The following is a 22091-nucleotide window of genomic DNA, read 5'->3' as shown; positions in this document are numbered from 1 at the left end:
AAAAATGGTCAACATTCTACTCATCTCATCTCAACCCAAATTAACAGACGTATCCATTCACATGATCGAACAGTCAGACGGCAACTTCCGGGTTTGCGACACTGTCTCTACTGTAAGGCAGGCGCGAACCTGGCTTTCCGAAAACAAAGTGCCTGATCTCATCATTTGCGACGTAGAGCTCGAAGACGGGCTTGGTTTCCAGATTTTCGGCGAGCTGGACATTGCGCCGCCTGTCATCTATTGCGCCGCAAGCCGCCAGTATGCAATGGAAGCATTTGCCAACAATGGGATCGACTACCTGTTGCAGCCTGTCTGCGAGGAAAGTGTCAGGAGAAGTCTTTCCAAATTTTCCAAGTTCAAGGAGTTTTTGTCATTTGAACAAACCATTGATGCATCCGCCGGAAGCAGACTTTACATTCCGCCAAATACCTATAAGAGCTTCCTGCTTTCGTATTACAAAGACAAAATCATCCCGGTAAGCCTCGAACAGGCCGAGTACCTTTATTACAACAACTGCGGCGTTACCATTCACACGGCAGATGCCAAATACGAGACGCGGGATACACTCAACAACATCATCGTAGCCCTCAATCCCAATGTATTTTTCAGGGCAAACAGGCAGTTTATCATTCACCGGAAAGCGGTGAAGAGCATCAGGCAGTATTTCGGGCGGAAACTGCTGATCGACACTAACATAGCGACACCCGAGCCGGTGATTATCAGTAAAGCCAATGCATCTGAATTTCTCCGCTGGGTGGAAGGAATTCATCACAATGCCATGCCAGTGCAATCGAGACGTTCCGCGTAAACCCTTCACCTTCTATCTTATGAGAATACTTATCTACGGGATCAACTACGATCCCGAGCTGACCGGAATTGGCAAGTATACAAGCCAGATGGCTGAGTGGCTGGCAGGGAGTAATCACGAAGTGAGCATGATCACAGGAATGCCGTATTATCCCGAATGGAAAGTAAATGAGGCTTACAGGGGGAAACTGTGGCATACCGAGCGAAAGGGCGGTGTGCGTATCTACCGTTCGCCGCTTTATGTGCCGAAGAAGATCAATACCCCGAAGAGGATTTTGCATGAATTCTCTTTCCTGCTCGGTTTGCTGCCGATCTGGCTTTTTACATTGTGCCAGCGGAAGTACGATATCGTGATGTACGTGTCGCCGCCCTTTCACCTGGGCATGTGGCCTTACCTGTACGCCAAACTCAGAGGGGCCAAGTTCGTGACGCACGTGCAGGATCCGCAGGTAGATGCTGCCAAAGACCTGGGGATGATCAAAAGCGCCGGTTTGCTTAAATGGATGTTCCGCATTGAAAACTTCATTCTGAAAAGCAGCGATGCTGTTTCTACGATCAGTCCGGGGATGTTGAAGAAGATCGAAAAGAAAGGGATACCCAGTTCGAAAATTTCGGTGATATTCAATTCGGTGGATACAAACAGCATTTTCCCGCTCCTGAAAGAGCAGTCGCTGGCCAGGGAGTTTGACCTTAGCCTGGATGATAAAGTGATTTTGTACTCCGGCAACATAGGCGAAAAGCAGGGGCTGGAATATTTGATAGAAGCCTCCAAACGCTTCCGTGACCGGCCTGAGGTAAAGTTTGTGATTGTGGGCTCGGGTGCGTTCAAGGAAAAGTTGCTTGCCTTGTCACAGCAGGAGCATTGCAGTAACGTGTTGTTCTTTCCTTTACAGCCTAACGAAAAACTGTCGGAACTGATGGCAATGGCCGATGTGCATCTCGTGTTGCAGAAGCAGCAGGCTTCCGACCTGCTGATGCCCTCCAAGCTGTCGACGATCCTTGCTGCCGGCGGCTGCCCGATCGTTTCTGCTGTTCCGGATACTTCTTTGTATAAGATCATCGACGAAAACCGGTTGGGTATCGTGGTTAAGCCTGAATGTGTCGATACGCTTTGCGAAGGAATTGAGACTGCGCTCACATCCGACCTGAAAGTGTACAAGCTCAATGCAAGAAGGTTTGCGGAAAACTACCTGCGCACCGAGGCGATCATGGATAAATTTGAAAATAATCTGATTAAAATTGTTCGATCTCCTGCGTCAATAAAACGCGAGCTTGTCGATGAAAATAATTTGGAGATTTCCAACTAGTTGGTAATCAAAACAAGGTATTGTGTAGCTGATACTATTGCGCCTGAATGCACCAAAATTCTCTTTCATTATTCATTATGAATCCACACCTATTTACCCCGGAATTTGAATCGGCGAACACACAGGATATTGCCGATGAACTGAAAAATGGAAGCGGTTACTACGTGTGCCGGGAAGCGGTTAATGCCGAAGTATTAACAGCGTTAATGAGCGGACTTCCGGCATTTGATTGTCTGGTTAACAACAATCATCTGGGATTCGTAAAGGCTTACAATAGTAATTACCTAGGACACACACTGGCTGTTTCCAGGCAGTGTTATCACATTGTTACATCCGAAAAGCTCCGTGCTATATGCCGGAGCTTTTTTGCTAATCCGCACAAATTATGTAACCAGCGCATTTATCAGACACATACGGCATCCCACCTGCCCTGGCATACGGACAATAACCTGCAATCCGGAAATCAGTTTGACGGAAAACACAATATGCCCGGACTGATGTTTATGGTTTATTTATCCGACGTAAATGAAACAAATCCATTTCAATTGATCCCATATTCTCAAAATTGGTCGCTGAGCAATAGAAATCAATTTTTCCAGGAGCAGTTTATTGAGCGGAATTACGGGAAAGATGTGGTAACCGTTCGCGCTCCGAAAGGTACCCTTATTATCTGCAGTACTAACATGGTTCACCGCGCAGAACCTTTTCATAAACAGGGATTTAAGCGATTGACTTTTCTGTTTCAGGTGGATGAGATTTCGGCGGAGCACGCCGGGCACGGAGAGAGCCTGCTGGTTAACCCCGCATTCATTACCGACAGAAATCCGGAGATCCTGAATTATCTTGGTTTTGGAATTCAATCGGATTATCCTGCATTTCCGGAGACTTCCGTTTCCACAATGCTTGTCAAAGACATTGTTTCTTTACAACGTACCATTCTGCCGAAAACCGTAAAAAGTCTCATGATTTCAGTAGCGAAGAAAGTACTACCGGGCGCGGTTTCGAATACCATCCGGATGAACCTGGCAAAAAGAAGGATACTCAAATCGGATCATGTATAGGATTATTCATGAAATTGATCTTAACTTGTAGTACTCACTCCTCTCATTTCCCCACTTCTTTATTGGATAGACGGGCCAGTTGATTCGAAAATACCGGTAGCTAAGAAAAATCGTCATTACGCGTGTTTTGGTACAGAATTTATAATTGTCGCGCGAATTGGCTGCATGTTACTTCAATGCTTTTATTTTATTATTTCGCATACCCAGATTTGGATAATTAAAGAATTTTAGTAAATTTTTTGTTCAGGAATCATTGTAGAATCCTCCGGTTTTGCGGCAGACCTGCTGTAAAAACCACAACTAATCCGTATGGATATCAGGAAACGATTGCAGGGCATCGTGCGGGTATGGCACGTTTTGAAAAATGATTATCAATTGGGTTACGGGATTTGTTTATCCCTTGTTATTTCACTGCTGGCACTCTCGGGAAGGCTGGTGGATTTGCCTGCAGGCAGTACCGCCGATCTGATCGGGTCCGAGCTGGCAATCTTGTTCTTGTGCCTTGGAACTTGGGTCGGTGTGCGCCACTTTTTACTTGTTACCAGGACCTGGCAAAAGTTTTTCACCATTGTCGCAGGTGTGGGCCTGAGCGGCGTTTTTTCGGCGTCTTTTTCCTTCCTTTTTGAAGATTACCCGCATGCAGGAGAGATGGACGACGTGCAGAAAGTAAGCTTATCCATGTACAGGGGTATTTTCATCAGCGTCGCCGGATTCTCGGCAGCGCTTTATGCCAACAAGATCATCAAGGAGCAGGAATATAAGTTGGAACATCAGCTCAGGGAAAATCTCTGGATCAACCTGCACCATCTCACCAAGGAGGTGAATCCGCATTTCCTGTATAATGCGCTTTCCGTGCTCAACTCGGGTTTGCGGGAAAAATGGGCGAAAGAGTTTGTACAAAAGCTGAGTGCATTTTACCGGCACATGATCAGTTACAGCAATAATTTGAATCCCGTAAGTGTGCAGAAGGAAATGGAGTTTACCCGCGCCTACATTTTGATTCTGAATGAACGCTTTAACCATTCTTTGAAGCTTGCAGAAAACATCAGTGAAGCTGGTAAAAAGTTGTTTGTCCCGCGCTGCGCTATTCAGCTGCTGGTTGAAAATGCAGTCAAGCACAACATGATGTCAGACCAGTTTCCCATTGATATACAAGTATTTGACGAAGATGAAATGCTCGTTGTAAAAAACAGCAAATCGTTTCAAAGGTCATCGTCGCCTGACCGGCAGGCGCACGGGATAGGGTTGCGGAATATCTATCTCAGATATAACCTGCTCACAAGCAGGCCCATTGTTATCCTGGAAAATGAAACTCACTTCATAGTTAAAATACCTCTGCTAAATGACCAGTATACTTCTTATTGAGGACGAAGTAGAAATTGCCTCAGACTTGAAAAAAATGATCGAGCACTTCGGAAACGGTTTCACGGTATGTGCAGTGCTCAGTTCAGTGCAGGAAGCGAAAAGGTGGCTGACAAGCAACAAATCTCCTCATCTGATCCTCTGCGACATTCAGCTTTCGGACGGATTGAGCTTCGCGATATTCGAGCACCTGCCGATCAAATGCCCGGTGATTTTTTGTACAGGTCATAATGACCACGCATTGGAGGCTTTTGAAAACAATGGAATCGATTACCTTTTGAAGCCTGTGGATGTGTTCAGTTTACACAAGAGCCTTGACAAGTTCAAGCGGTTCCGCGACTTTCTAAGCGAAGATTTCTCCCGTGATATGACAACGCTGCGGCGTGCTATGATGGCGCGTAATACATTCAGAAGCTCGGTTCTCGTGTATGTAAAAGACCAGATTATCCCCATTAACCTCGATAATATCGACTTTATCTACTACAACAATTACCAGGTGTCTGTGTATGCGGGCTGCACGCGGTACGAAACGCGGGATACCCTTAATAACATTCTCGAAACGCTCAATCCCAGGGACTTTTTCAGAGCCAACAGGCAGTATATCGTACACAGAAAGTCGGTGATCAACATTCAGCAATACTTTGGCCGCAAGCTGCTGATCGGCGTTTCCTGCACCACACCTGAGCCTTTGATCGTCAGCAAGGCCAATGCGAGCGACTTTCTGAAATGGATAGAAGGGCGGCATGTTGCCCAGCTCTTCCAATAGAATATACCTGCACTGCCCGCTCGAAAGCCTCATTTGTCCCTTTCGCCAACTGCCTGTTGGCGCTTCGATCTGCACCTTGCATTTTTGTAGAAATAGTAAGTTTGCCGCGTTCGCCTCATCCGAACCGGCAAGCTTACAATGGCAAACCTGCATTTACCAGGGGTAGAACTTAGCATTGTTTCTGATCGAAATACATGCAGCGTATATACATGTATGTTAGCTGTGTTTGTCGCAGGAATTTCAGGGTCGATCGAAGGATTTCAAAAGCATTCTGATTGTATATGATGGTTAATGTAGATACCCACACGGGCCCGTCTTTTTCATTTGGCAACCGGCTGGCCAGGCTAAGTTGGTCGGCTGCGGGTATTTTTTTCAAATGGTCGCCCCGTCCACTGCATTCGTGGCGGTCTTTTTTGCTCCGCTGCTTTGGCGCAAAGGTCGGCCGCGGCGTTCACATTTATCCTGGGGTCAAAATCTGGGCTCCCTGGAACCTGGTGCTCGAAGATGAATGCGGCGTGGCCAATGGAGTGATCCTGTATAGTCAGGAAAAAATTACGATCGGGCGACGGGCTGTCATTTCGCAGGGGACGCACGTTTGCACGGGTACCCACGATTATGAGCAAAAGGGTTTTCCATTGATTACAAAACCCATTTACATCGGCGATCAGGTCTGGATAGCAGCGGATGCATTCATTCATCCTGGCGTGCATATCGGCGAAGGCTGCGTGATAGGAGCACGGTCGGTGGTTAACCGGGATATGCCGGAATGGACGATTTGTTCCGGTCACCCCTGCAAACCTGTGAAGCCGCGGCTTGTTTGACAGTTAACAGTATTATTCAAAATGCATTAGCTATGGCGCTTGACCTGACTATTGTAATTCCGGTCCGGAATGAAGAAAGAAACCTGGCCGGCTGCTTGCGGGCGATCGGGAAAGACCTCGCGCAGAAGATCGTGGTGATCGACTCCATGAGCACAGACCGTACCCGCGAGATCGCCACCGATTTCGGAGCAGAAGTCCTTATTTTTGAATGGGATGGTCAGTTCCCGAAAAAGCGAAACTGGTTTTTGAGATATCATACACCCGAAACCAAATGGGTGATGTTCCTGGATGCGGACGAATACCTTACCGAATCCTTCAAGTCGGAACTGGCGCGGGCTATTTTACAGCCGGGAGATCTGGTAGGATACTGGCTCAAATACTCCATTTACTTTTTGGGTAAGGAACTCAAAGGCGGGTACCCGCTCAGAAAGCTGGCTCTGTTCAAGGTTGGATGCGGCGAGTACGAGCGGATCGAGGAAAATCAATGGAGCCACCTGGATATGGAAATCCATGAGCACCCGGTCTTGAATGGGAAAGCAGGGGTGATCGACAGTAAAATAGACCACCAGGATTTTCGCGGCGTGGCGCATTATATTGATAAGCACAATGCATACGCAAGCTGGGAAGCAGCGCGCTTCCTTAAATTATCTTCTGAAACTTTCGCACTCCAGCATTTTACATGGAAGCAGCGACTGAAATACAGGTTCTTCGCCACGCCACTGATCGGTCCGGCATTTTTCTTCGGGAGCTTCATACTTATGGGCGGCTTTCGCGACGGGGCCAGGGGATTTACATTCGCAATCCTCAAAACCGCCTACTTTGTTCAGGTCTATTGTAAAATCCGGGAACGTTCAGCTACGGACAATGAAATGCAGCCGATTGAGATCTGATTCTTCAATTGTTTGAATTTCGCAAGCATTGGTTTGAAGCGGACAAACACGCAGCCTGCCTTTGATGCCAACTTTGTGACAACAAAAAACACAAAGTTATGAGCACTCAAAAAGTATGGTTTATCACAGGCGCGTCCAAGGGACTTGGCCTTTCATTGGCAAAACAGCTCCTTGCACAAGGACAAAAAGTGGCAGCTACTTCCCGCAATCTGTCCGAGCTGAAAGACGCTGTCGGCGTTGATAGCAGCGATTTTCTTCCATTATCATTGAATCTGACCAACGAAGCTGATGTACAGCTGGCAGTAGCCAATACCATCACTGCTTTCGGGCGGATTGATGTGCTGGTAAACAATGCAGGTTACGGCCTGACGGGCGCTCTGGAAGAACTTTCGGATGCGGAAGCCAGAGCCAATTTCGATATCAACGTGTTCGGTGCATTGAATCTGATCCGTCAGGTGTTGCCTCAAATGCGTAACCAGCAGTCGGGCCACATTTTCAATATCTCTTCCATAGGCGGTTTCGCGGGTGGCTTTCCTGGCTTCGGTATCTATTGTGCAACGAAGTTCGCCGTGCATGGTTTTTCCGAATCGCTGTTTCACGAGGTGGCGCCTTTCGGAATTCATGTCACGCTGGTTATGCCGGGTTATTTCCGGACTAACTTCCTTGGCGCAGGTTCTTTGAACACGCCGCAGAAAGAAATGACGGAGTATACCAATGTACGCGAGTCACAGCAGGCGCACCAAAACAGCATTAATGCCAATCAGCCGGGCGATCCTGAAAAAGCGGCTGCTGTTTTCATTTCCGTCTCCGGGCAGGCTGCCCCGCCTTTTCATTTGTTCCTGGGCGAAGATGCATACGGACTTGCCGGGCAGAAGATCGCATTGGTGCAGCAGGAAATGGAAGCCCAGCGCGCACTTGCCACTGCTACCAACTTCTAAATCAGCCGGTACCTGCCAGCCGGCGGGTACCAATTTCATCAAACCAAAAATCACTTATGAAAACAGAAACAAGCTATATCGGAATGTGGCAGACTGCCGACGGACATATCAGGCAGCAGCTGCTCCCTGGCGGCCGCTACGACGAGGCACGCGGCAACCGGGAAAGTGCGTATACCGGCAGGTATGAAATTACGGGAGATTATATTTATTATTGGGACGATTCCGGCTTTGAAGCCGACGGCAATTTTACCGATGAAAATACGCTGCAACACGGCGGGTACACATTTTACCGCAAATGAGTTGCAGGTATATAACAATGCAAGATCATGGCAATTGAATCACTGGAAGAATTTTACCAGCACAAGTTCAACTGGATGCCCGAAAATCTGAAAAAGGACGTAGGGCATTTCAACGTGTTCAATCTGGAAGACTGGGACTGGGGATGTAATGCGCAGGTACAGTACAACCGCAGGGATTTTTACAAAATATCGATCATGCGCGGCAAGCACGTATACCATTACGCAGACAAATCGCTGGAAGTGGATGGTACCACGCTCATGTTCTTTAATCCCAGTGTGCCGTATAAGTACGAGAAGCTCACTGATAACAGCACGGGTTTCTTCTGCATTTTCAAAGAAGCATTTTTCAATGAGGTAATCCGCGGCGATATCAAGGAGCTCCCGATGTTTCAGATCGGCGCCAAGCCCGCTTACCTGCTGAATGAAGAGCAGGACAGGCAGGTTGACGCGATATTCAGAAAAATGATGGCCGAAATGGGCTCGGATTATACATTTAAGTTCGATCTCATTCGTAACTACATCATGGAGATCGTGCATACTGCTTTGAAAATGAATCCGTCGGAAAGTCTGTACCAGAATGCAGACGCCAACGCGCGGATCACAGCGGTTTTCTCAGATTTACTCGAAAGGCAATTTCCCATTGAAACACCCTCGCAACAACTCCGCCTGCGCTCTGCCGGTGATTATGCCGCGAGTCTTAACGTACATACCAATCACCTCAACCGGGCCGTGCGCCTGACTACCGGAAAAACAACTACCGCGCACATTGCAGAGCGGGTAGCTGCCGAGGCAAAAGCATTGCTGCTGCATACCGACTGGAACATTTCACAAATCAGTTTCTGTCTGGGATTTGACGAACCAGCCCATTTCAATCACTTCTTCAAGAAGCAAACCAGCACGACACCGGGCGCATTCCGGTTGTAGGAATTTTGCCAAAAAGCGTGGCGCATTTTATTCTGTGAGTAGCTTTGGATAAATTATCAGCATTTATCAGGGCTACTCACTCTCTTAATATAACTCCTGTTACTATGTACGTAAATCGTTACCTGTCTCCTGTAATCATCTACTTCTATTCGTGGCGGATGGTTTTATTCTCGCTCGCCACTGGATCTACCGCCATTTTTATTTATCAATACCTCGGCTGGCAGTGGGTGGCAGTTCCATGGCTGCCGGTGTCGCTGGTAGGTACGGCTACTGCTTTTTTTGTGGGTTTTAAAAACAACCAATCGTACGATCGCAGCTGGGAAGCACGCAAGATCTGGGGCGCGATCACAAACCACAGCCGGTCTTTCAGCGCGGCTGTCCGGGCATTTTCCCAAAGTAATTCGGATCATGAGACCGGTGCCGAAGTGAGAAAGATCATCTACCGGCACATCGCGTGGCTGTATGCATTGCGCAACTCGATGGCGAGGCGTACCAGCTGGGAACATGAAGACAGAGCCAGCCAGCGGCAACGGACTGCATTGAACCGTGTCAAGATCATTTGTGACGCAGAGATCGCGCGGCATTTACCTCCCGACGAGCTGGCGAATTTGAAAGATAAGACGAATATGCCCACGCAACTGCTCGACTGCCAGGCCAGGAACATCGCTGCATTGCGCAAGGATGGACGCATTGACGGATATCAGCATGTTGCATTGCAGGGATTGATTTCGCAGCTGTACGACGAGCAGGGTAAAAGCGAGCGAATCAAAAACACGCCATTTCCAAGGCAGTACGCCACTACCTCCAACCTGTTCATCTTCGTTTTCATGACCCTGCTTCCATTTGGCTTGCTGCCGCAGTTTGTCGATTTGGGAGAGCGTTATATGTTTTTGCTGATCCCGTTTAATATGATCGTTTCGTGGGTATTTATGTTTATGGAATACGTCGGCGATATCAGCGAGAATCCTTTTGAAGGTCTTTTAAATGATACGCCGCTGGCTACAATCGTCCGCAACATCGAGATAGACCTGAAAGAAATGCTGGATGAGGATGAGATACCGGAGCGGTTTGCGCCTGTGGCGGGGATATTGTTTTAGTAAAAAGAAGCTGATCATGAAAATGAAAACAGGTTTGTGCCTGCTGCTGTTTGTTTTTTCAAATGCGTTACTCGCACAGAAAAAACCAAATGTACTCTGGATCACCATCGAAGACACCTCGCCGCATTTCTTGGGCTGTTATGGTAATCGAGATGCAAAAACACCGGTGATGGACGCGCTGGCAGGCGCCGGGATCAGGTTTACCAATGCATTTTCCACTGGTACCGTGTGCTCCCCGAGCCGCACCGCATTGATCACAGGTGTGAAAACCTATGAAACAGGAACAGGCAATCACCGCAGCAATTACCGGCTTCCGGCAGATATGCATGGTTTTCCTTATTATTTGAAACAAGCGGGATACCACACTTCAAACAATGCGAAGACCGATTATAATGTAGCCGACGAAAAGGAGTTCATCGCCGATGCCTGGGACGAAAGCTCGGGAAAAGCGGGCTGGTGGAACCGGGAAGCAGGACAGCCATTTTTTGCAGTGTTCAATTTCAACGATTCGCATCAATCGAGAACGATGACGGATCCTTATGCCAAATATGAAAAGGAGGTGCTCGCCGAGCTTTCAGAAGAGGAGCGCATTGGTGAAGACGCATTTGATATGCCGCCCATTTACCGGGACAGTCCGGAGATGCGGAAGCAATTTGCACGCGTGTACAATTCGCTGAAACTGACGGACAAAAAGATCGGAAAGCTGCTGAAAAGGCTGGAAGATGAAAAGCTCAGGGATAGTACCATCATTTTCTTCTTTGGCGACCACGGCGAAGGCATTCCGAGAGGCAAGACAAACGGAATAGATCTGGGGTACCGTGTACCGTTCGTGATCTGGTTCCCGCCGATGTACCAGCACCTGTCGCCCTGGGGGGCTGGCGGTATCACCGACGAACTGATCAGTTTCGAAGATCTCGCCCCGACGCTGATCAGCATTGCAGGCGGCCGGCAACCCGCTTACATGAAAGGCAGAAAGCTGATCGGTCCGCAGCGGTCTGCGCCTGTGGATCACCTCATTCTATCATCCGATCGCTCCGACAACGGGATTGATATGGTACGCAGCGTGACGGACGGAAAGTATATGTACTCGCGCAATTACATGCCGTTTATGCCTGAATTGCGCTACATCAGGTATATGGAAATTGCGGATATCAAGCAGCAAATGCGGAAGGATCTGGCAGGTAAGGAGCTCAATGATTGGCAGGCCAGTCTCTTTGCGCCGAGACCGGCCGAGTTTCTTTTTGACATCCATGCGGATCCCTGGGAAACAAAAAACCTGATCGACGAGCCGCGTGCTCGTACGGTAGCCGACCGGATGCGAACAATGCTGCGCACTGACCTGACCAGCGCGCGCGATGTAATGTTTTTACCCGAATATGAAATCGCATTGATCTCAGCCAAGTCCACGCCTTATCAGTTCAGGTTATCGGAAAGGGAATATGCTTTGAAGGAAATCATGAATGCGGCGGAGCTTTGCGGGAGGAGAGGGAAAAGTGTGGTTGTTCAGCAGCTGAAACTGTTATCGAGCCCGGACAAGATCGTTCGTTACTGGGCAATGCTCGGGCTCCGTGCGCAGAGTGCCGCATTATTAAGGCCTTACCAGGAAATGATTCAGCGTTCGGTAGGGGATACTTACCCGCCGGTAGCTGTTACCGCAGCTGCTATTACCTTTGAACTATTCGGTTACGCGCCGGCAGCTGATCTGTTGAAAAAATCAATGCAATCCGACAACGCAGAACTGGCTTTGATGGCGATCAATTACCTGCTCTACATTCCTGAAAAGCAGCCTTTTATCGATACAGTGAAAGCGGTACAGAAGTCGGGGCGAACGTATGGAGATGAAAATAAAAGCCGTGCATACAAGGTGAAAGCGGGCTGTATGGACTTTTTAGGAATATTAGGGCTGGTCCCCAATACGCCTGATTACGCGGAATGACAGGATTACCAAACCCGGCTTTTTTTAATTGAATAAATAAAATGATGCGAATTTTTAAACGGAAGAAACAAAGCGTACTGCTCGGCGCTACATTTATTGCATGTACTATCCTGTTGAGCAGCCAGTTTGCAGCGGCCCAGCAGGGATTAAAAATTTGGTATAAACAGCCTGCGCGCAACTGGAATGAGGCACTGCCGATCGGAAATGGGCGAATTGGGGCGATGGTTTTTGGAGGGGTGGAAAAGGAGCTGATCCAGCTGAATGAAGAAACACTGTGGTCGGGTGGACCGGTGAACAGGAATCCTAACCCCGAAGCTGTGAAATACCTCCCGCAGGTGCGGAAGGCGCTTGAAAACGAGGATTACAAGCTTGCAGAAGAACTTACCAAGAAGATCCAGGGCCCGTTTACAGAATCGTACGAGCCGCTGGGCGACCTGCTGATCAGCCACGAGTTAAAAGGGACATCCAGTGCATACCGCCGCGAGCTGGATATATCAAATGCATTGTCACTCACCAGCTTCACGGTCGACGGAGTAGATTATACCCGCGAAATATTCATCTCAGCGCCGGATCAGGTGATGGTGGTCAGGCTGAAAGCCAGCAAAAAGGGCGCATTGAATTTCACGGCTTCGGCTACAAGTCCGCTGGTACACAACCAGCAGGTGATCGCACCCGACCAGGTTGCTATGAAAGGCCAGGCGCCGTCGCATACCGATCCAAGCTACCTGCAATCGATGGAGATACCCGTTATTTACAATGATCCAGCGCAATGCCGGGGGATGCGTTTTGAGCTGCGCGTGAAAGTGAAGGAAAGCGACGGTCAGGTAAAAACCGACAGTGCCGGCGTGCATGTAAGCAATGCCAGCGACGTGATATTGCTCGTTTCTGCCGCTACCAGTTTTAATGGTTTTGATAAATGTCCAGATAAGGAAGGAAAGAACGAAACCGAGCTTGTGGAACGCTATCTGGCAGGGGCAGGAAGCAAAACTTTTGACATAATAAAAAATGCACACATTGCTGATTATCAGTCGCTGTTCAATCGTGTGAGTCTGGTGCTCAATGGTAACCTGGTGCAGGACAGACCCATGGACGAACGCCTGAAAAACTATGCGGAAGGCGGGAAAGATCCTGGTCTGGAATCATTGTATTTTCAGTTTGGCAGGTACCTGCTGATTTCAAGCTCGCGGCCGGGCGGTATCCCGGCCAATTTGCAGGGAATATGGAACCGGGAAGTAAGACCGCCGTGGAGCAGCAATTTTACCACCAACATCAATACCCAGATGAATTACTGGATGGTAGAAACGGCCAATTTGTCGGAGCTGCACACACCTTTGCTGGATATGATCGGAAGGATGCAGGTGACGGGTACGGAAACCGCGAAGAACTTTTACAATGCAAAAGGCTGGGTGCTGCACCATAATTCAGATATCTGGGCTACGGCGAACCCTGTCGGCGGCAGTCCGTCGTGGGCCAACTGGCCAATGGGAGGTGCGTGGCTTTGCCAGCATTTGTGGGAGCATTACCAGTTTACGGGCGACCAGGCATTTTTAACCAAAACTGCTTATCCGATCATGAAGTCGGCTGCATTGTTTTGTCTGGACTGGCTGATAGAAGACAAAAGCGGCAGACTGGTCACTTCGCCGGCAACCACGCCCGAAAATATCTTCATAGACGAAAAAGGCTACAAAGGGTCGGTTTCAGTGGCTACCACAATGGATATGGCAATTATCTGGGATCTGTTTACGAACCTGATCGAAGCCTCGGAAAAGACAGGTACCGATGCGGAATTCCGCCAGATGCTGATTGAAAAGCGTAGCAAGCTGTTCCCGATGCAAGTTGGCAAGAAGGGGAATTTACAGGAATGGTATAAGGATTGGGAGGAAGCAGAACCTGAGCACCGTCACATATCGCATTTGTATGGTTTGTTTCCCGGCCGCCAGATCTCGCCGGTATACACGCCGGTGTACGCACAGGCGGCGCGCAAAACCATGGAACTGCGCGGCGACGGCGGCACCGGGTGGAGCAAAGGTTGGAAAATCAATGTATGGGCGCGTTTGCTGGATGGAAACCATGCTTATAAGCTGATCCGCGAACAGTTGAAACTGACCGGCGTGGAAGGTACCGACTATGCGAACGGCGGCGGGACTTACCCGAACCTGCTGGATGCGCACCCGCCATTCCAGATCGACGGTAACTTTGGCGGTACCTCCGGCATAACAGAAATGCTGCTGCAAAGTCACGATGGTATTGTCAATGTACTTGCGGCGATCCCCGACAATTGGGAAACCGGTGAGGTGAAAGGCCTGAAAGCCAGGGGCGGGTTTGAGCTTGATGTTACCTGGGCAAAAGGCAGGATCACCAGGCTGGCAGTTCGCTCGAAACTGGGCGGGAATTGCCGCATCGCAGTTCCAAATGCATTGAAGCTGAACAAAAAAGCGCTTAAAGCAGCTACTGGCGAGAATGCCAATCCTTTTTACAAAAACATACAAACAGCTGCCAAACCCGAAAAGCCGCTGAATAAGCTTTCGTTCGATTTCATGACAGAGCCAGGCAAAGAGTACGTTTTGACAGCTAAATAGATCGAGACGCTCAGTCGCTATGCGGCTGAGCGTTGTTTTTCTACATCGGGAAGAAAATACGTTAAAATGCCGATCAGCGGCAGATAGGAGCACACATCAAACACATAGCTGATGCTGGTTTGATCGGCCAGCTTACCCAGCAATGCAGAGCCCAGCCCGCCCATTCCAAAAGCAAAACCAAAAAACAGTCCGGCGATCATACCCACTTTGCCCGGCATCAATTCCTGGGCATACACGATAATCGCTGAGAATGCAGAAGAAATAAGCAGCCCTGTACAAATGGAAAGAATGGTGGTCCAGAAAAGATTGGCGTAGGGGAGCAGCAGTGTAAATGGCGCTGCGCCGAGAATGGATATCCAGATAATGTATTTGCGGCCGAACTTATCTCCCAGCGGACCGCCCGCGAAAGTACCCACCGCAATTGCAGCAAGGAAAATGAACAGCTGGATCTGCGCACTTTTCACGCTCAGATCAAATTTATCCATGAGGTAAAAAGTGAAATAGCTGGTCATCCCGGCAAGGTAAAAGTACTTTGAGAAGATCAGCAGCAACAAAATCAGCATGGAAATGGCCACTCTCCTGCGACTCAGCCCGGTAGATACCTCCTTGATCGCTTTTGCAGCTTTGGGCAGTGCAACGCTTTTGTACCAGTTTCCGATCCGGGTGAGAATGAATATGGCGAGTATCGCAGGAATTGTAAACCACATCACGCTCTGCTGACCATAAGGTACCACGATGAGCGCAGTTAATAACGGTCCTAATGCACTCCCCGCATTTCCACCCAACTGAAAAATGGACTGCGCCAGTCCGCGCTTGCCGCCCGACGCCAGGTAGGCAACGCGGGAAGATTCAGGGTGAAATACGGAAGATCCCATTCCAATTAGACTGACTGAACCAAGTATCCAGTAGTAGCTGGACGCGTAGGAAAGACTTACAAGCCCGAGCAGTGAAATGCCCATTCCCACCGCCAGTGAAAATGGTTTCGGGTATTTGTCGGTATAAAATCCCACGAACGGTTGAAGAATGGAGGCGGTAAGCTGAAATACCAGTGTTACCATCCCGATTTGTGCAAAATCAAGATGAAAGCTGTTCTTGATCAGCGGGTAAATCGCCGGGATAACGGCCTGCAACATATCATTGAGCAAATGCGCCAGACTGATTGAATACAGAACGGAGTAGGCAGTTTGCTGGGCCGCACCTGTGGTGATTCCAGCGGGAGTTCCTTTTGTCATCATAATTATTGGCAACAAAAAACGAGATTAACACCTGATTAAGCAAGGATCTTTCGAAAGGATTGGACAAATCCGGTAATCATCTTTGAATGCAGGTTGAGAAAGTAAGATCGCTGCTACGTAATGCATCCGCCAAATTGGAACGGTTTTAATGCTTTGGCGGCGAATTGTGCTTTAATCCACCACAGCATGTCAGATACAAATCGGCGCAGCAGAAGAATATTTCAGATCGTACTGTCCATTTCGGCATTGGCCCCGCTGCTCACGGGCATTCTGGGTTTATTGGGAATAGAAAATCCGCTTTACCGGAGCATAAAGTCGCCGGACTATGTGCTCCTGGATAGTAATCTCAGGTTTTTAAATGGGATTTCGGTCGGTCTGGGCATTTCCATTTACGCGATCATTCCGACTATTGAAAAGCAGGTAAGTGCATTGAGGATCATCTGCGGCGTGATTTGTTTGGGTGGTATCGCTCGTCTCATCTCGGTTTACAACTACGGGTTACCGCCCTTTCCCTTCAATTTTTTCATTCCGGTCGAGATACTGGCGCCGGTACTTTTTGTTGTTTGGCAAAATCGAATTTCGCAGGAAACAAAACGGTAGCCGTCTTCATTCTCTAATGCGCTGGAACTTGAAACTGCGCAGGATTTGCTTCTTCATATCCCGCGCAGCCGAGCTTTATAATGCAGATTTGAGTTTCGAATATTTCACGTTTGATAAGGTAGTTCCTGAAACAGACTTCACGCGTAACTCTGACATCGGCTCGTCAGGGAAAAAGATCTCCGTCATCGCGGTGAGTCCGCCGTCAGCAAAAAGCTCGATAGAAGCTGCGTCAGCAATGAGCGTGAGTGAGATGTTCTTGTCTTTCGAAATGCGTGGCGCAGTGTGTTTTACACCAAATCCTTTTTCAAAATCGACTTTGCCGGATCTGGAACGGTCGGTGTAATATTGATTAGCGGCCTTGTCGAACCCGATCGTCAACTCATTCCCGGCTTTATTGGACAACACAATACTGAAATCTGCGGCTGAACCCGCTTCAAAATCCAGCCTGAACAATCCGGTGCTGTTTTTTGCTTTGGATGTGAGGTTTGTCTCTCCTTTTACTTGCACACTTTTCTCGGAAAAGCCGCCGCTGGCAAGCAGGTCGAGCTCTTTGACAGGTACCGAAGTTAGGTGCAGTTCTTTGTCAACCGCCTTCAAACCAAGCTCCCTCGCTACTGTGTTCGCGCTGCGCCACGGGTGAGTAGGTACCTGGTTTGCGTATTGCCAGTTGCTCATCCAACCCATCAGAATGCGGCGGTTACCAGTGTTAGAAAATGTGACAGCTGCATAATTATCAGCGCCGAAGTCCAGCCATTTTGTTTCTGCCGAGTTCGATTTGAAGGTTTTTCCATCAAAGTCTCCCAGGAAATATTGTCCAGCTGAACCTTTATTCGGTCCGCCAGGATTGATGTTGACGATCAGTACCCACACTTGTTTCCCATTGTGCGTGATCGGGAAAAGGTCGGGGCATTCCCAAACGCCGCCGTGCGCGCCTTCATTTGCACCAAACTCACTTTCACGCGTCCAGTCTTTCAGGTTTGGGGAAGAATAGAACGTGATCCTGTCTTTGGCGGCCAGCGTCATGATCCACTTTTTTTGAGGCTCGTACCAGCTTACTTTCGGGTCGCGGAAGTCGGTAATTCCCGGATTCGGCAGTACAGGATTGCCGCTGTATTTAGTCCACGTTTTGCCGTCATCAAGGCTGTAAGCCAGACTTTGATATTCGTGTTTGCCTGTTTTTTGTTTTTCGAGAACGGGATTATGGTGCGTGAAAATGGCAACCAGCGGCGCTTTACCATCTTTGCCAAAGCCCGATGTATTTGCCGCATCTACCACTGCACTTCCTGAGAAAATGTAACCCAGACTGTCTGGATATAAAGCAATGGGCTGCTCTTTCCAGGCTATTAGGTTCTTGCTTGTAACGTGCCCCCAGTGCATTGGCCCCCACACTTTATCATCGGGATAGTACTGAAAAAAAAGATGGTAGGTGCCGTTGTGGAAGACCATTCCATTGGGATCGTTCATCCAGTTAGACCTGGGTGAAAAGTGAAATTGAGGGCGGTATTTTTCCTGCATATCCTGTGCAAAGGCGGGCTTTACAGCTTGGATTGCAATGAGGAAGATCAATGGGAGCAGCACTTTTTTCATGAGCGGCGAGCGTTTGGTTGGTTTGAGAAGCGGCTGGCTTTCACTTTGCTATTTACGAGAAATTTTTGTGAGATAAGTAGAATAACGGCACTTATGCATTCCTCTATTCGGTCTTGAACTTCTTTATTCCAATGAAAAAAAGTGTTTTCCTGCTGCTGTTGCTGGCGGCTGTTTGTTTTAGTGCCGCGCCGGCGAAAATAACCTGGGTGGCAATCGGCGATTCCATTACTTATTTGAACGATCACAAAGACGAAACCGGCAATCGCGTCACCAAAGGGTACCTCAGTCTGATCACCGAAAAACATCCTGATATCGAGTACATCAACCAGGGGCACAATGGCTGGACTTCCATTAATATTGCCGAAAGGATCGAGTCGCTCGGACTGGTGAAAGCGGATGTTTACACTATTTTCCTGGGAACGAATGACTGGTGGCAAGGTAAGCCGATCGGTACCATGGCCGATTATGACAACCAGAATGGCGCTTCAACCGTGTATGGTGCGTTCAGGGTGATTACTAACAAACTGCGCGATCTGAACAGGAATGCGGATATCATTTTGATCACACCCATGCAGCGGGGCGATTTTGTTTATATCAATAATGCCAAAAACAATGCTTATGGATCCTACAAGTCCAAACGTGATCAGACGCTGGAACAGGTAGCGAATGCGATCCTGGAGATCGGATTAAAAGAGAAGCTGTCGGTCGTGGATTTATATCACGAAAGCGGGATGACGCACGAGAATATGGTCAATTTCAAAAGGCTGAAAAATCCAGAGACTGGCCAGTACCAGAACTATACTTACCCCGACTATACCAACATTCCATTCGATCCTGAAAAAGACGAATATCCATATCCTCCGGAAGCGATCAACATGACCTACGACGGTCTGCATCCATCTGACAAAGGATATGAAATAATCGCCGATATGGTCTTAGCGAAGTGGAAACGTCTTAATTAGTAAACTGCTTGATGCTCCCCAGCAGGTTGTACATCGCGGTATTGATTCCGTCATTATCGGCTTTCATGAGTTTGAGCTCATCTTCCATTTCGCCCTTCTTTTTCTTACTGTTTTCAGCATTGATCAAGACTTCTTTGGCTGAAATGCGCTCATTATCTTTTGCGGTGAGCCGCACCGGGCTGTGAATGGTGGAGATACCGTCGAGATTAGAGATAACTGCCTGATACTGATTGTCTGCGCAGCTGATCGTGAGGTCGAAGCGGACGTAGGCGTAGTCTGCGTGGATCACAGGTACGTAGCTGGTGATGCGCAGTTTGCCCGCAGCTGCATCTTCAAAGGTGACTGCATTCTGATAGTTTCCGAATGTTTTGGAAACCCAATCCTGCATTTTCTTGTAAATCTCGGCTTTGGAAAGCTTGGGCTGACCAGAGTCTGAATAATAGATATTTTTTTCCTGGTCTAAAGGAAGCATGCCGTTTTGGGCGAAAATCGGACTGGCAGAGATAAAGAAGAAAAGTGCGAGAATGTATTTCAAAATTTACAAGAGTTGATTGGTTGGTAAATATAGTCAAAAGGTTCCGGTTCGGATTTTGGCAACGATTAATTTCAAATGATGAGAAGTTTGGTTAACTTTAATTACACTAAAATCAGCATGTTATGACTCACCTGAAAAAGCTTGGCCTGGTATGTACCGTATTGCTGCTGGCCTCATTTACCTTTTTACACCACGGCTGGGCAGATTATGATCAGACCAAACCGACTGAATTCAAGACGAAAATTGAAGAATCGATTTTTGAAAATCCGCATGTACTGGCGAAGGTGAAGTATAAAAAGGAACTGGTCACCGTTTTTCTCGCGCCTACCAGCCGCATGACCGACCGCGGTCTCACGGCAGATATGATCACGAAAGGCACTGATGTGAGACTGGTGGCATATCCGCACAAAACAGAGAAAAATGAAATGCGGGCGGAACGCATTTTTGTTGACGGGAAAAAATTTGAGCTGCGCTAGTGGAGCTACTTGAATGGCTTGAAAAATCATCCTGGGCTGTTGGCATCAGGCAATCTTTGTACCTGTACCCGGTATTGGAAATCATCCATATACTGGGTATAGTTATGCTAGTGGGCGCAGCTTTTCTCTTTGATCTGCGCCTGCTGGGCTATTCCAGGGACTTGCCGGTGAGTGGGATGGCAAAATATCTGCTGCCCTGGTCCCAGCGTGGACTGATCCTGATTATACCATCAGGCCTGCTGCTTTTCATCACCAATGCACAGGCGCTGGGTACTGATTTTACATTCTGGTTAAAGCTCGCATTGATTGCGGTAGCTGCATTGAATGCCTGGATTTTCCATAGGTTCATTTATAAAATCACCCAAGCCGAAGGAGAAATGACCGCACTTCCGGCGTCTTCAAGACTTTCTGCATTGGTCTCTATCTCTGTCTGGGTCGCGGTGATTGCGTGCGGCAGGTTGCTGGCTTATTAGTGCATAATTACCTCCACCAGCATATCGTAACGCGGATCGTGCAGCGATCCTTTGAGCCAGTCTCTCACAATGTATTTGAAAAAAAGCATCGGCGGCTCGTGCTGACTGATGGCAGTCTGGAAATATTCAACTGCGATGTCGGCATCGCCTAATGTTGCGTGCACAATGCCCATATCGTAATTGGAAACCACCTGCGTTTTGCTGAGCGCATTCATTTGAGTAAGTATGTCGCGCGCACTTTCATGCTCGCCCGATAATCCGAACAATGCGCCGCAGGCACTTAGGGTAATGCCATTGTAATTGATCTCCAATGCAGTTTCGAGTGCTTCCTGGGCGGCAGCGTAGTCCTGCATCGTAATCAGGTTTGCGCCGGTGATCATGTGTCCGCCCCAGAAGTTGGGTTCCAGCGCCGTGAGCTTTCTTCCTTGTGCAACTGCCTTTTCGAAATTAGCCGAAAGCCAGTATACGTAACCTGCATAGAAGTTGTTGATCAGCGAGAATGGTTCGAGTTCCAGTGCTGTCCCAATCTCTTTCTCCGCCATGGAAGCGTGGCCCAGCAGGCCCCAGTACAATGCAAACTGCACGTGCAGCTCGGCAGTATTCCAATTCAGGTCGGTTGCTTTTTTAAATGCGTCTGCCGCGCTGCCAAAATCCCATTCATAGAGCATCCGCATGCGGGCCAATGCAATGTAGCTTTCTGCAATTTCACTGTCCAGCGCAAGTGCCTGGGCTGTCGCTTCCTGCATGAAAGGCAGTGCTTTGGCGGCTGGCATATGTCTGTAAAACCACATATTCAGGTAACAGGAGGCAATACCGGCGTAAGCTATGGCGTAGGTGGGATCCAGTTCAAGCGCTGCTTGGAAGTAGCTGATCGCTTTGTGGTACTCGTCGCTTCCGGCGAACTTGTTGTGATAAAACCGGCCGCGCAGGTAAAGCTGGTAGGCGTCTTTATTATTGGTATATCGTTTAAATGTTACGGCAGGTTCTTCGCCGAGAAGCTCCACTTTGATCGCACTCAAAATAGCCAGCGCGATTTCATCCTGTACATCAAAAATATCATCCAGCGTACGGTCATATTGCTCCGACCAAACCACTGTTTCCTCAGCCGCATTCACGAGTTCTGCATTGATCAGCAACTGGTTACCAGCGCTCGACACACTTCCTTTGAGGATGTGGTTTACATTTAATTGCGCGGCTACGGCACGTAAATCGTCGCTCGTTCCCTTGAAAGTAAACGAAGAAGTTCGTCCGGTTACCTGCAAGCCCGGAACGCGGCTGAGCACGTTGATGATTTCTTCGGTAATACCGTCGCTGAAATATTCCTCCTCGGGATCATTGCTGAGGTTAACGAATGGAAGTACGGCAATGGATGGTTTCATAGTCACGCTTAATTTCTTTCAATACTGCCAAGATATGCATTTTCTCAGTGTTTGAGG

21 protein-coding genes are annotated in these 22091 nt (G+C 48.4%); 17 read left to right on the top strand and 4 right to left on the bottom strand.

Annotation, left to right across the window (positions count from 1 at the left end; genetic code table 11):
* Positions 1-4 precede the first annotated feature (4 nt).
* The 13 genes from ASG33_RS21165 to ASG33_RS21105 all read left to right on the top strand — a co-directional run bounded on the left by ASG33_RS21165 (position 5) and on the right by ASG33_RS21105 (position 14787).
* Positions 5-808: a LytTR family DNA-binding domain-containing protein gene (locus ASG33_RS21165; protein WP_082489345.1), complete on the top strand. Its 804-nt coding sequence runs from the start codon at positions 5-7 to the stop codon at positions 806-808.
* Positions 809-827: 19 nt separating this feature from the next.
* Positions 828-2114: a WcaI family glycosyltransferase gene (locus tag ASG33_RS21160; protein WP_056290214.1), complete on the top strand. Its 1287-nt coding sequence runs from the start codon at positions 828-830 to the stop codon at positions 2112-2114.
* Between the two features lie 77 nt (positions 2115-2191).
* On the top strand, positions 2192-3175 hold the full coding sequence (locus ASG33_RS21155) for a phytanoyl-CoA dioxygenase family protein (RefSeq protein WP_162242767.1): 984 nt from the start codon (positions 2192-2194) through the stop codon (positions 3173-3175).
* A gap of 309 nt (positions 3176-3484) precedes the next feature.
* The gene (locus tag ASG33_RS21150) at positions 3485-4540 is read left to right on the top strand and encodes a sensor histidine kinase (RefSeq protein WP_056290208.1); all 1056 of its coding nucleotides are present in this window, start codon (positions 3485-3487) and stop codon (positions 4538-4540) included.
* Positions 4518-5303: a LytTR family DNA-binding domain-containing protein gene (locus ASG33_RS21145; RefSeq protein WP_056290205.1), complete on the top strand. Its 786-nt coding sequence runs from the start codon at positions 4518-4520 to the stop codon at positions 5301-5303. The genes ASG33_RS21150 and ASG33_RS21145 overlap by 23 nt, the downstream gene beginning before the upstream one ends.
* A gap of 281 nt (positions 5304-5584) precedes the next feature.
* Positions 5585-6124, top strand: a complete 540-nt coding sequence (locus ASG33_RS21140; RefSeq protein ID WP_056290202.1) for a WcaF family extracellular polysaccharide biosynthesis acetyltransferase — start codon at positions 5585-5587, stop codon at positions 6122-6124.
* Between the two features lie 32 nt (positions 6125-6156).
* Positions 6157-7014 (top strand): glycosyltransferase family 2 protein, encoded by an 858-nt coding sequence (locus tag ASG33_RS21135; protein WP_056290200.1) that lies wholly within the window; start codon positions 6157-6159, stop codon positions 7012-7014.
* 98 nt (positions 7015-7112) lie between these two features.
* On the top strand, positions 7113-7952 hold the full coding sequence (locus ASG33_RS21130; protein WP_056290198.1) for an oxidoreductase: 840 nt from the start codon (positions 7113-7115) through the stop codon (positions 7950-7952).
* Between the two features lie 56 nt (positions 7953-8008).
* On the top strand, positions 8009-8251 hold the full coding sequence (locus tag ASG33_RS21125) for an Atu4866 domain-containing protein (protein WP_056290196.1): 243 nt from the start codon (positions 8009-8011) through the stop codon (positions 8249-8251).
* 27 nt (positions 8252-8278) lie between these two features.
* A complete protein-coding gene (locus ASG33_RS21120) occupies positions 8279-9175 on the top strand; it encodes an AraC family transcriptional regulator (protein WP_056290193.1) in 897 nt (298 codons plus the stop codon).
* A 104-nt stretch (positions 9176-9279) separates the two neighbouring features.
* The gene (locus ASG33_RS21115) at positions 9280-10272 is read left to right on the top strand and encodes a bestrophin family protein (protein ID WP_056290188.1); all 993 of its coding nucleotides are present in this window, start codon (positions 9280-9282) and stop codon (positions 10270-10272) included.
* Between the two features lie 16 nt (positions 10273-10288).
* The gene (locus ASG33_RS21110) at positions 10289-12208 is read left to right on the top strand and encodes a sulfatase (protein WP_056290186.1); all 1920 of its coding nucleotides are present in this window, start codon (positions 10289-10291) and stop codon (positions 12206-12208) included.
* A 41-nt stretch (positions 12209-12249) separates the two neighbouring features.
* A complete protein-coding gene (locus ASG33_RS21105; protein ID WP_229238769.1) occupies positions 12250-14787 on the top strand; it encodes a glycosyl hydrolase family 95 catalytic domain-containing protein in 2538 nt (845 codons plus the stop codon).
* Positions 14788-14804: 17 nt separating this feature from the next.
* Here the strand turns inward: ASG33_RS21105 and ASG33_RS21100 are convergent, their stop codons facing one another.
* A complete protein-coding gene (locus ASG33_RS21100) occupies positions 14805-16022 on the bottom strand; it encodes an MFS transporter (protein WP_056290183.1) in 1218 nt (405 codons plus the stop codon).
* Between the two features lie 186 nt (positions 16023-16208).
* Here ASG33_RS21100 and ASG33_RS21095 point away from each other — a divergent pair, with 186 nt between their 5' ends.
* On the top strand, positions 16209-16622 hold the full coding sequence (locus tag ASG33_RS21095; protein WP_162242766.1) for a DUF4345 domain-containing protein: 414 nt from the start codon (positions 16209-16211) through the stop codon (positions 16620-16622).
* 75 nt (positions 16623-16697) lie between these two features.
* Here ASG33_RS21095 and ASG33_RS21090 read toward each other — a convergent pair whose 3' ends face one another.
* Positions 16698-18209: a glycoside hydrolase family 32 protein gene (locus tag ASG33_RS21090; protein ID WP_056290178.1), complete on the bottom strand. Its 1512-nt coding sequence runs from the start codon at positions 18207-18209 to the stop codon at positions 16698-16700.
* 131 nt (positions 18210-18340) lie between these two features.
* Here ASG33_RS21090 and ASG33_RS21085 point away from each other — a divergent pair, with 131 nt between their 5' ends.
* On the top strand, positions 18341-19171 hold the full coding sequence (locus ASG33_RS21085) for an SGNH/GDSL hydrolase family protein (RefSeq protein WP_056290174.1): 831 nt from the start codon (positions 18341-18343) through the stop codon (positions 19169-19171).
* On the opposite strand, the gene ASG33_RS21080 is transcribed toward ASG33_RS21085, so the two are convergent.
* The gene (locus ASG33_RS21080) at positions 19164-19706 is read right to left on the bottom strand and encodes a DUF4468 domain-containing protein (protein ID WP_056290172.1); all 543 of its coding nucleotides are present in this window, start codon (positions 19704-19706) and stop codon (positions 19164-19166) included. The two genes, ASG33_RS21085 and ASG33_RS21080, sit on opposite strands and share 8 nt — an antisense overlap.
* Positions 19707-19828: 122 nt before the next feature.
* Between ASG33_RS21080 and ASG33_RS21075 the strand changes: the two genes are divergently transcribed.
* Both ASG33_RS21075 and ASG33_RS21070 read left to right on the top strand, forming a co-directional pair.
* The gene (locus tag ASG33_RS21075; RefSeq protein WP_056290168.1) at positions 19829-20182 is read left to right on the top strand and encodes a DUF6152 family protein; all 354 of its coding nucleotides are present in this window, start codon (positions 19829-19831) and stop codon (positions 20180-20182) included.
* On the top strand, positions 20182-20655 hold the full coding sequence (locus ASG33_RS21070; RefSeq protein WP_056290165.1) for a DUF6644 family protein: 474 nt from the start codon (positions 20182-20184) through the stop codon (positions 20653-20655). Before ASG33_RS21075 ends, ASG33_RS21070 begins: the two co-directional genes overlap by 1 nt.
* Here the strand turns inward: ASG33_RS21070 and ASG33_RS21065 are convergent.
* The gene (locus ASG33_RS21065) at positions 20652-22034 is read right to left on the bottom strand and encodes a FlgO family outer membrane protein (protein ID WP_056290159.1); all 1383 of its coding nucleotides are present in this window, start codon (positions 22032-22034) and stop codon (positions 20652-20654) included. The genes ASG33_RS21070 and ASG33_RS21065 overlap by 4 nt on opposite strands.
* Positions 22035-22091 lie beyond the last annotated feature (57 nt).

This window comes from Dyadobacter sp. Leaf189 (assembly GCF_001424405.1).
In the GTDB taxonomy this organism is placed as follows: domain Bacteria; phylum Bacteroidota; class Bacteroidia; order Cytophagales; family Spirosomataceae; genus Dyadobacter.
This window is presented reverse-complemented; position numbering and strand designations above follow the sequence as displayed.

Excerpts from the sequence above, each read along its gene's own strand:
- ASG33_RS21165 (WP_082489345.1), top strand. The coding sequence starts at position 5 with ATGGTCAACATTCTACTCATCTCATCTCAACCCAAATTAACAGACGTA.
- ASG33_RS21160 (WP_056290214.1), top strand. The coding sequence starts at position 828 with ATGAGAATACTTATCTACGGGATCAACTACGATCCCGAGCTGACCGGA.
- ASG33_RS21155 (WP_162242767.1), top strand. The coding sequence starts at position 2,192 with ATGAATCCACACCTATTTACCCCGGAATTTGAATCGGCGAACACACAG.
- ASG33_RS21150 (WP_056290208.1), top strand. The coding sequence starts at position 3,485 with ATGGATATCAGGAAACGATTGCAGGGCATCGTGCGGGTATGGCACGTT.
- ASG33_RS21145 (WP_056290205.1), top strand. The coding sequence starts at position 4,518 with ATGACCAGTATACTTCTTATTGAGGACGAAGTAGAAATTGCCTCAGAC.
- ASG33_RS21140 (WP_056290202.1), top strand. The coding sequence starts at position 5,585 with ATGATGGTTAATGTAGATACCCACACGGGCCCGTCTTTTTCATTTGGC.
- ASG33_RS21135 (WP_056290200.1), top strand. The coding sequence starts at position 6,157 with ATGGCGCTTGACCTGACTATTGTAATTCCGGTCCGGAATGAAGAAAGA.
- ASG33_RS21130 (WP_056290198.1), top strand. The coding sequence starts at position 7,113 with ATGAGCACTCAAAAAGTATGGTTTATCACAGGCGCGTCCAAGGGACTT.
- ASG33_RS21125 (WP_056290196.1), top strand. The coding sequence starts at position 8,009 with ATGAAAACAGAAACAAGCTATATCGGAATGTGGCAGACTGCCGACGGA.
- ASG33_RS21120 (WP_056290193.1), top strand. The coding sequence starts at position 8,279 with ATGGCAATTGAATCACTGGAAGAATTTTACCAGCACAAGTTCAACTGG.
- ASG33_RS21115 (WP_056290188.1), top strand. The coding sequence starts at position 9,280 with ATGTACGTAAATCGTTACCTGTCTCCTGTAATCATCTACTTCTATTCG.
- ASG33_RS21110 (WP_056290186.1), top strand. The coding sequence starts at position 10,289 with ATGAAAATGAAAACAGGTTTGTGCCTGCTGCTGTTTGTTTTTTCAAAT.
- ASG33_RS21105 (WP_229238769.1), top strand. The coding sequence starts at position 12,250 with ATGATGCGAATTTTTAAACGGAAGAAACAAAGCGTACTGCTCGGCGCT.
- ASG33_RS21100 (WP_056290183.1), bottom strand. The coding sequence starts at position 16,022 with ATGATGACAAAAGGAACTCCCGCTGGAATCACCACAGGTGCGGCCCAG.
- ASG33_RS21095 (WP_162242766.1), top strand. The coding sequence starts at position 16,209 with ATGTCAGATACAAATCGGCGCAGCAGAAGAATATTTCAGATCGTACTG.
- ASG33_RS21090 (WP_056290178.1), bottom strand. The coding sequence starts at position 18,209 with ATGAAAAAAGTGCTGCTCCCATTGATCTTCCTCATTGCAATCCAAGCT.
- ASG33_RS21085 (WP_056290174.1), top strand. The coding sequence starts at position 18,341 with ATGAAAAAAAGTGTTTTCCTGCTGCTGTTGCTGGCGGCTGTTTGTTTT.
- ASG33_RS21075 (WP_056290168.1), top strand. The coding sequence starts at position 19,829 with ATGACTCACCTGAAAAAGCTTGGCCTGGTATGTACCGTATTGCTGCTG.
- ASG33_RS21065 (WP_056290159.1), bottom strand. The coding sequence starts at position 22,034 with ATGAAACCATCCATTGCCGTACTTCCATTCGTTAACCTCAGCAATGAT.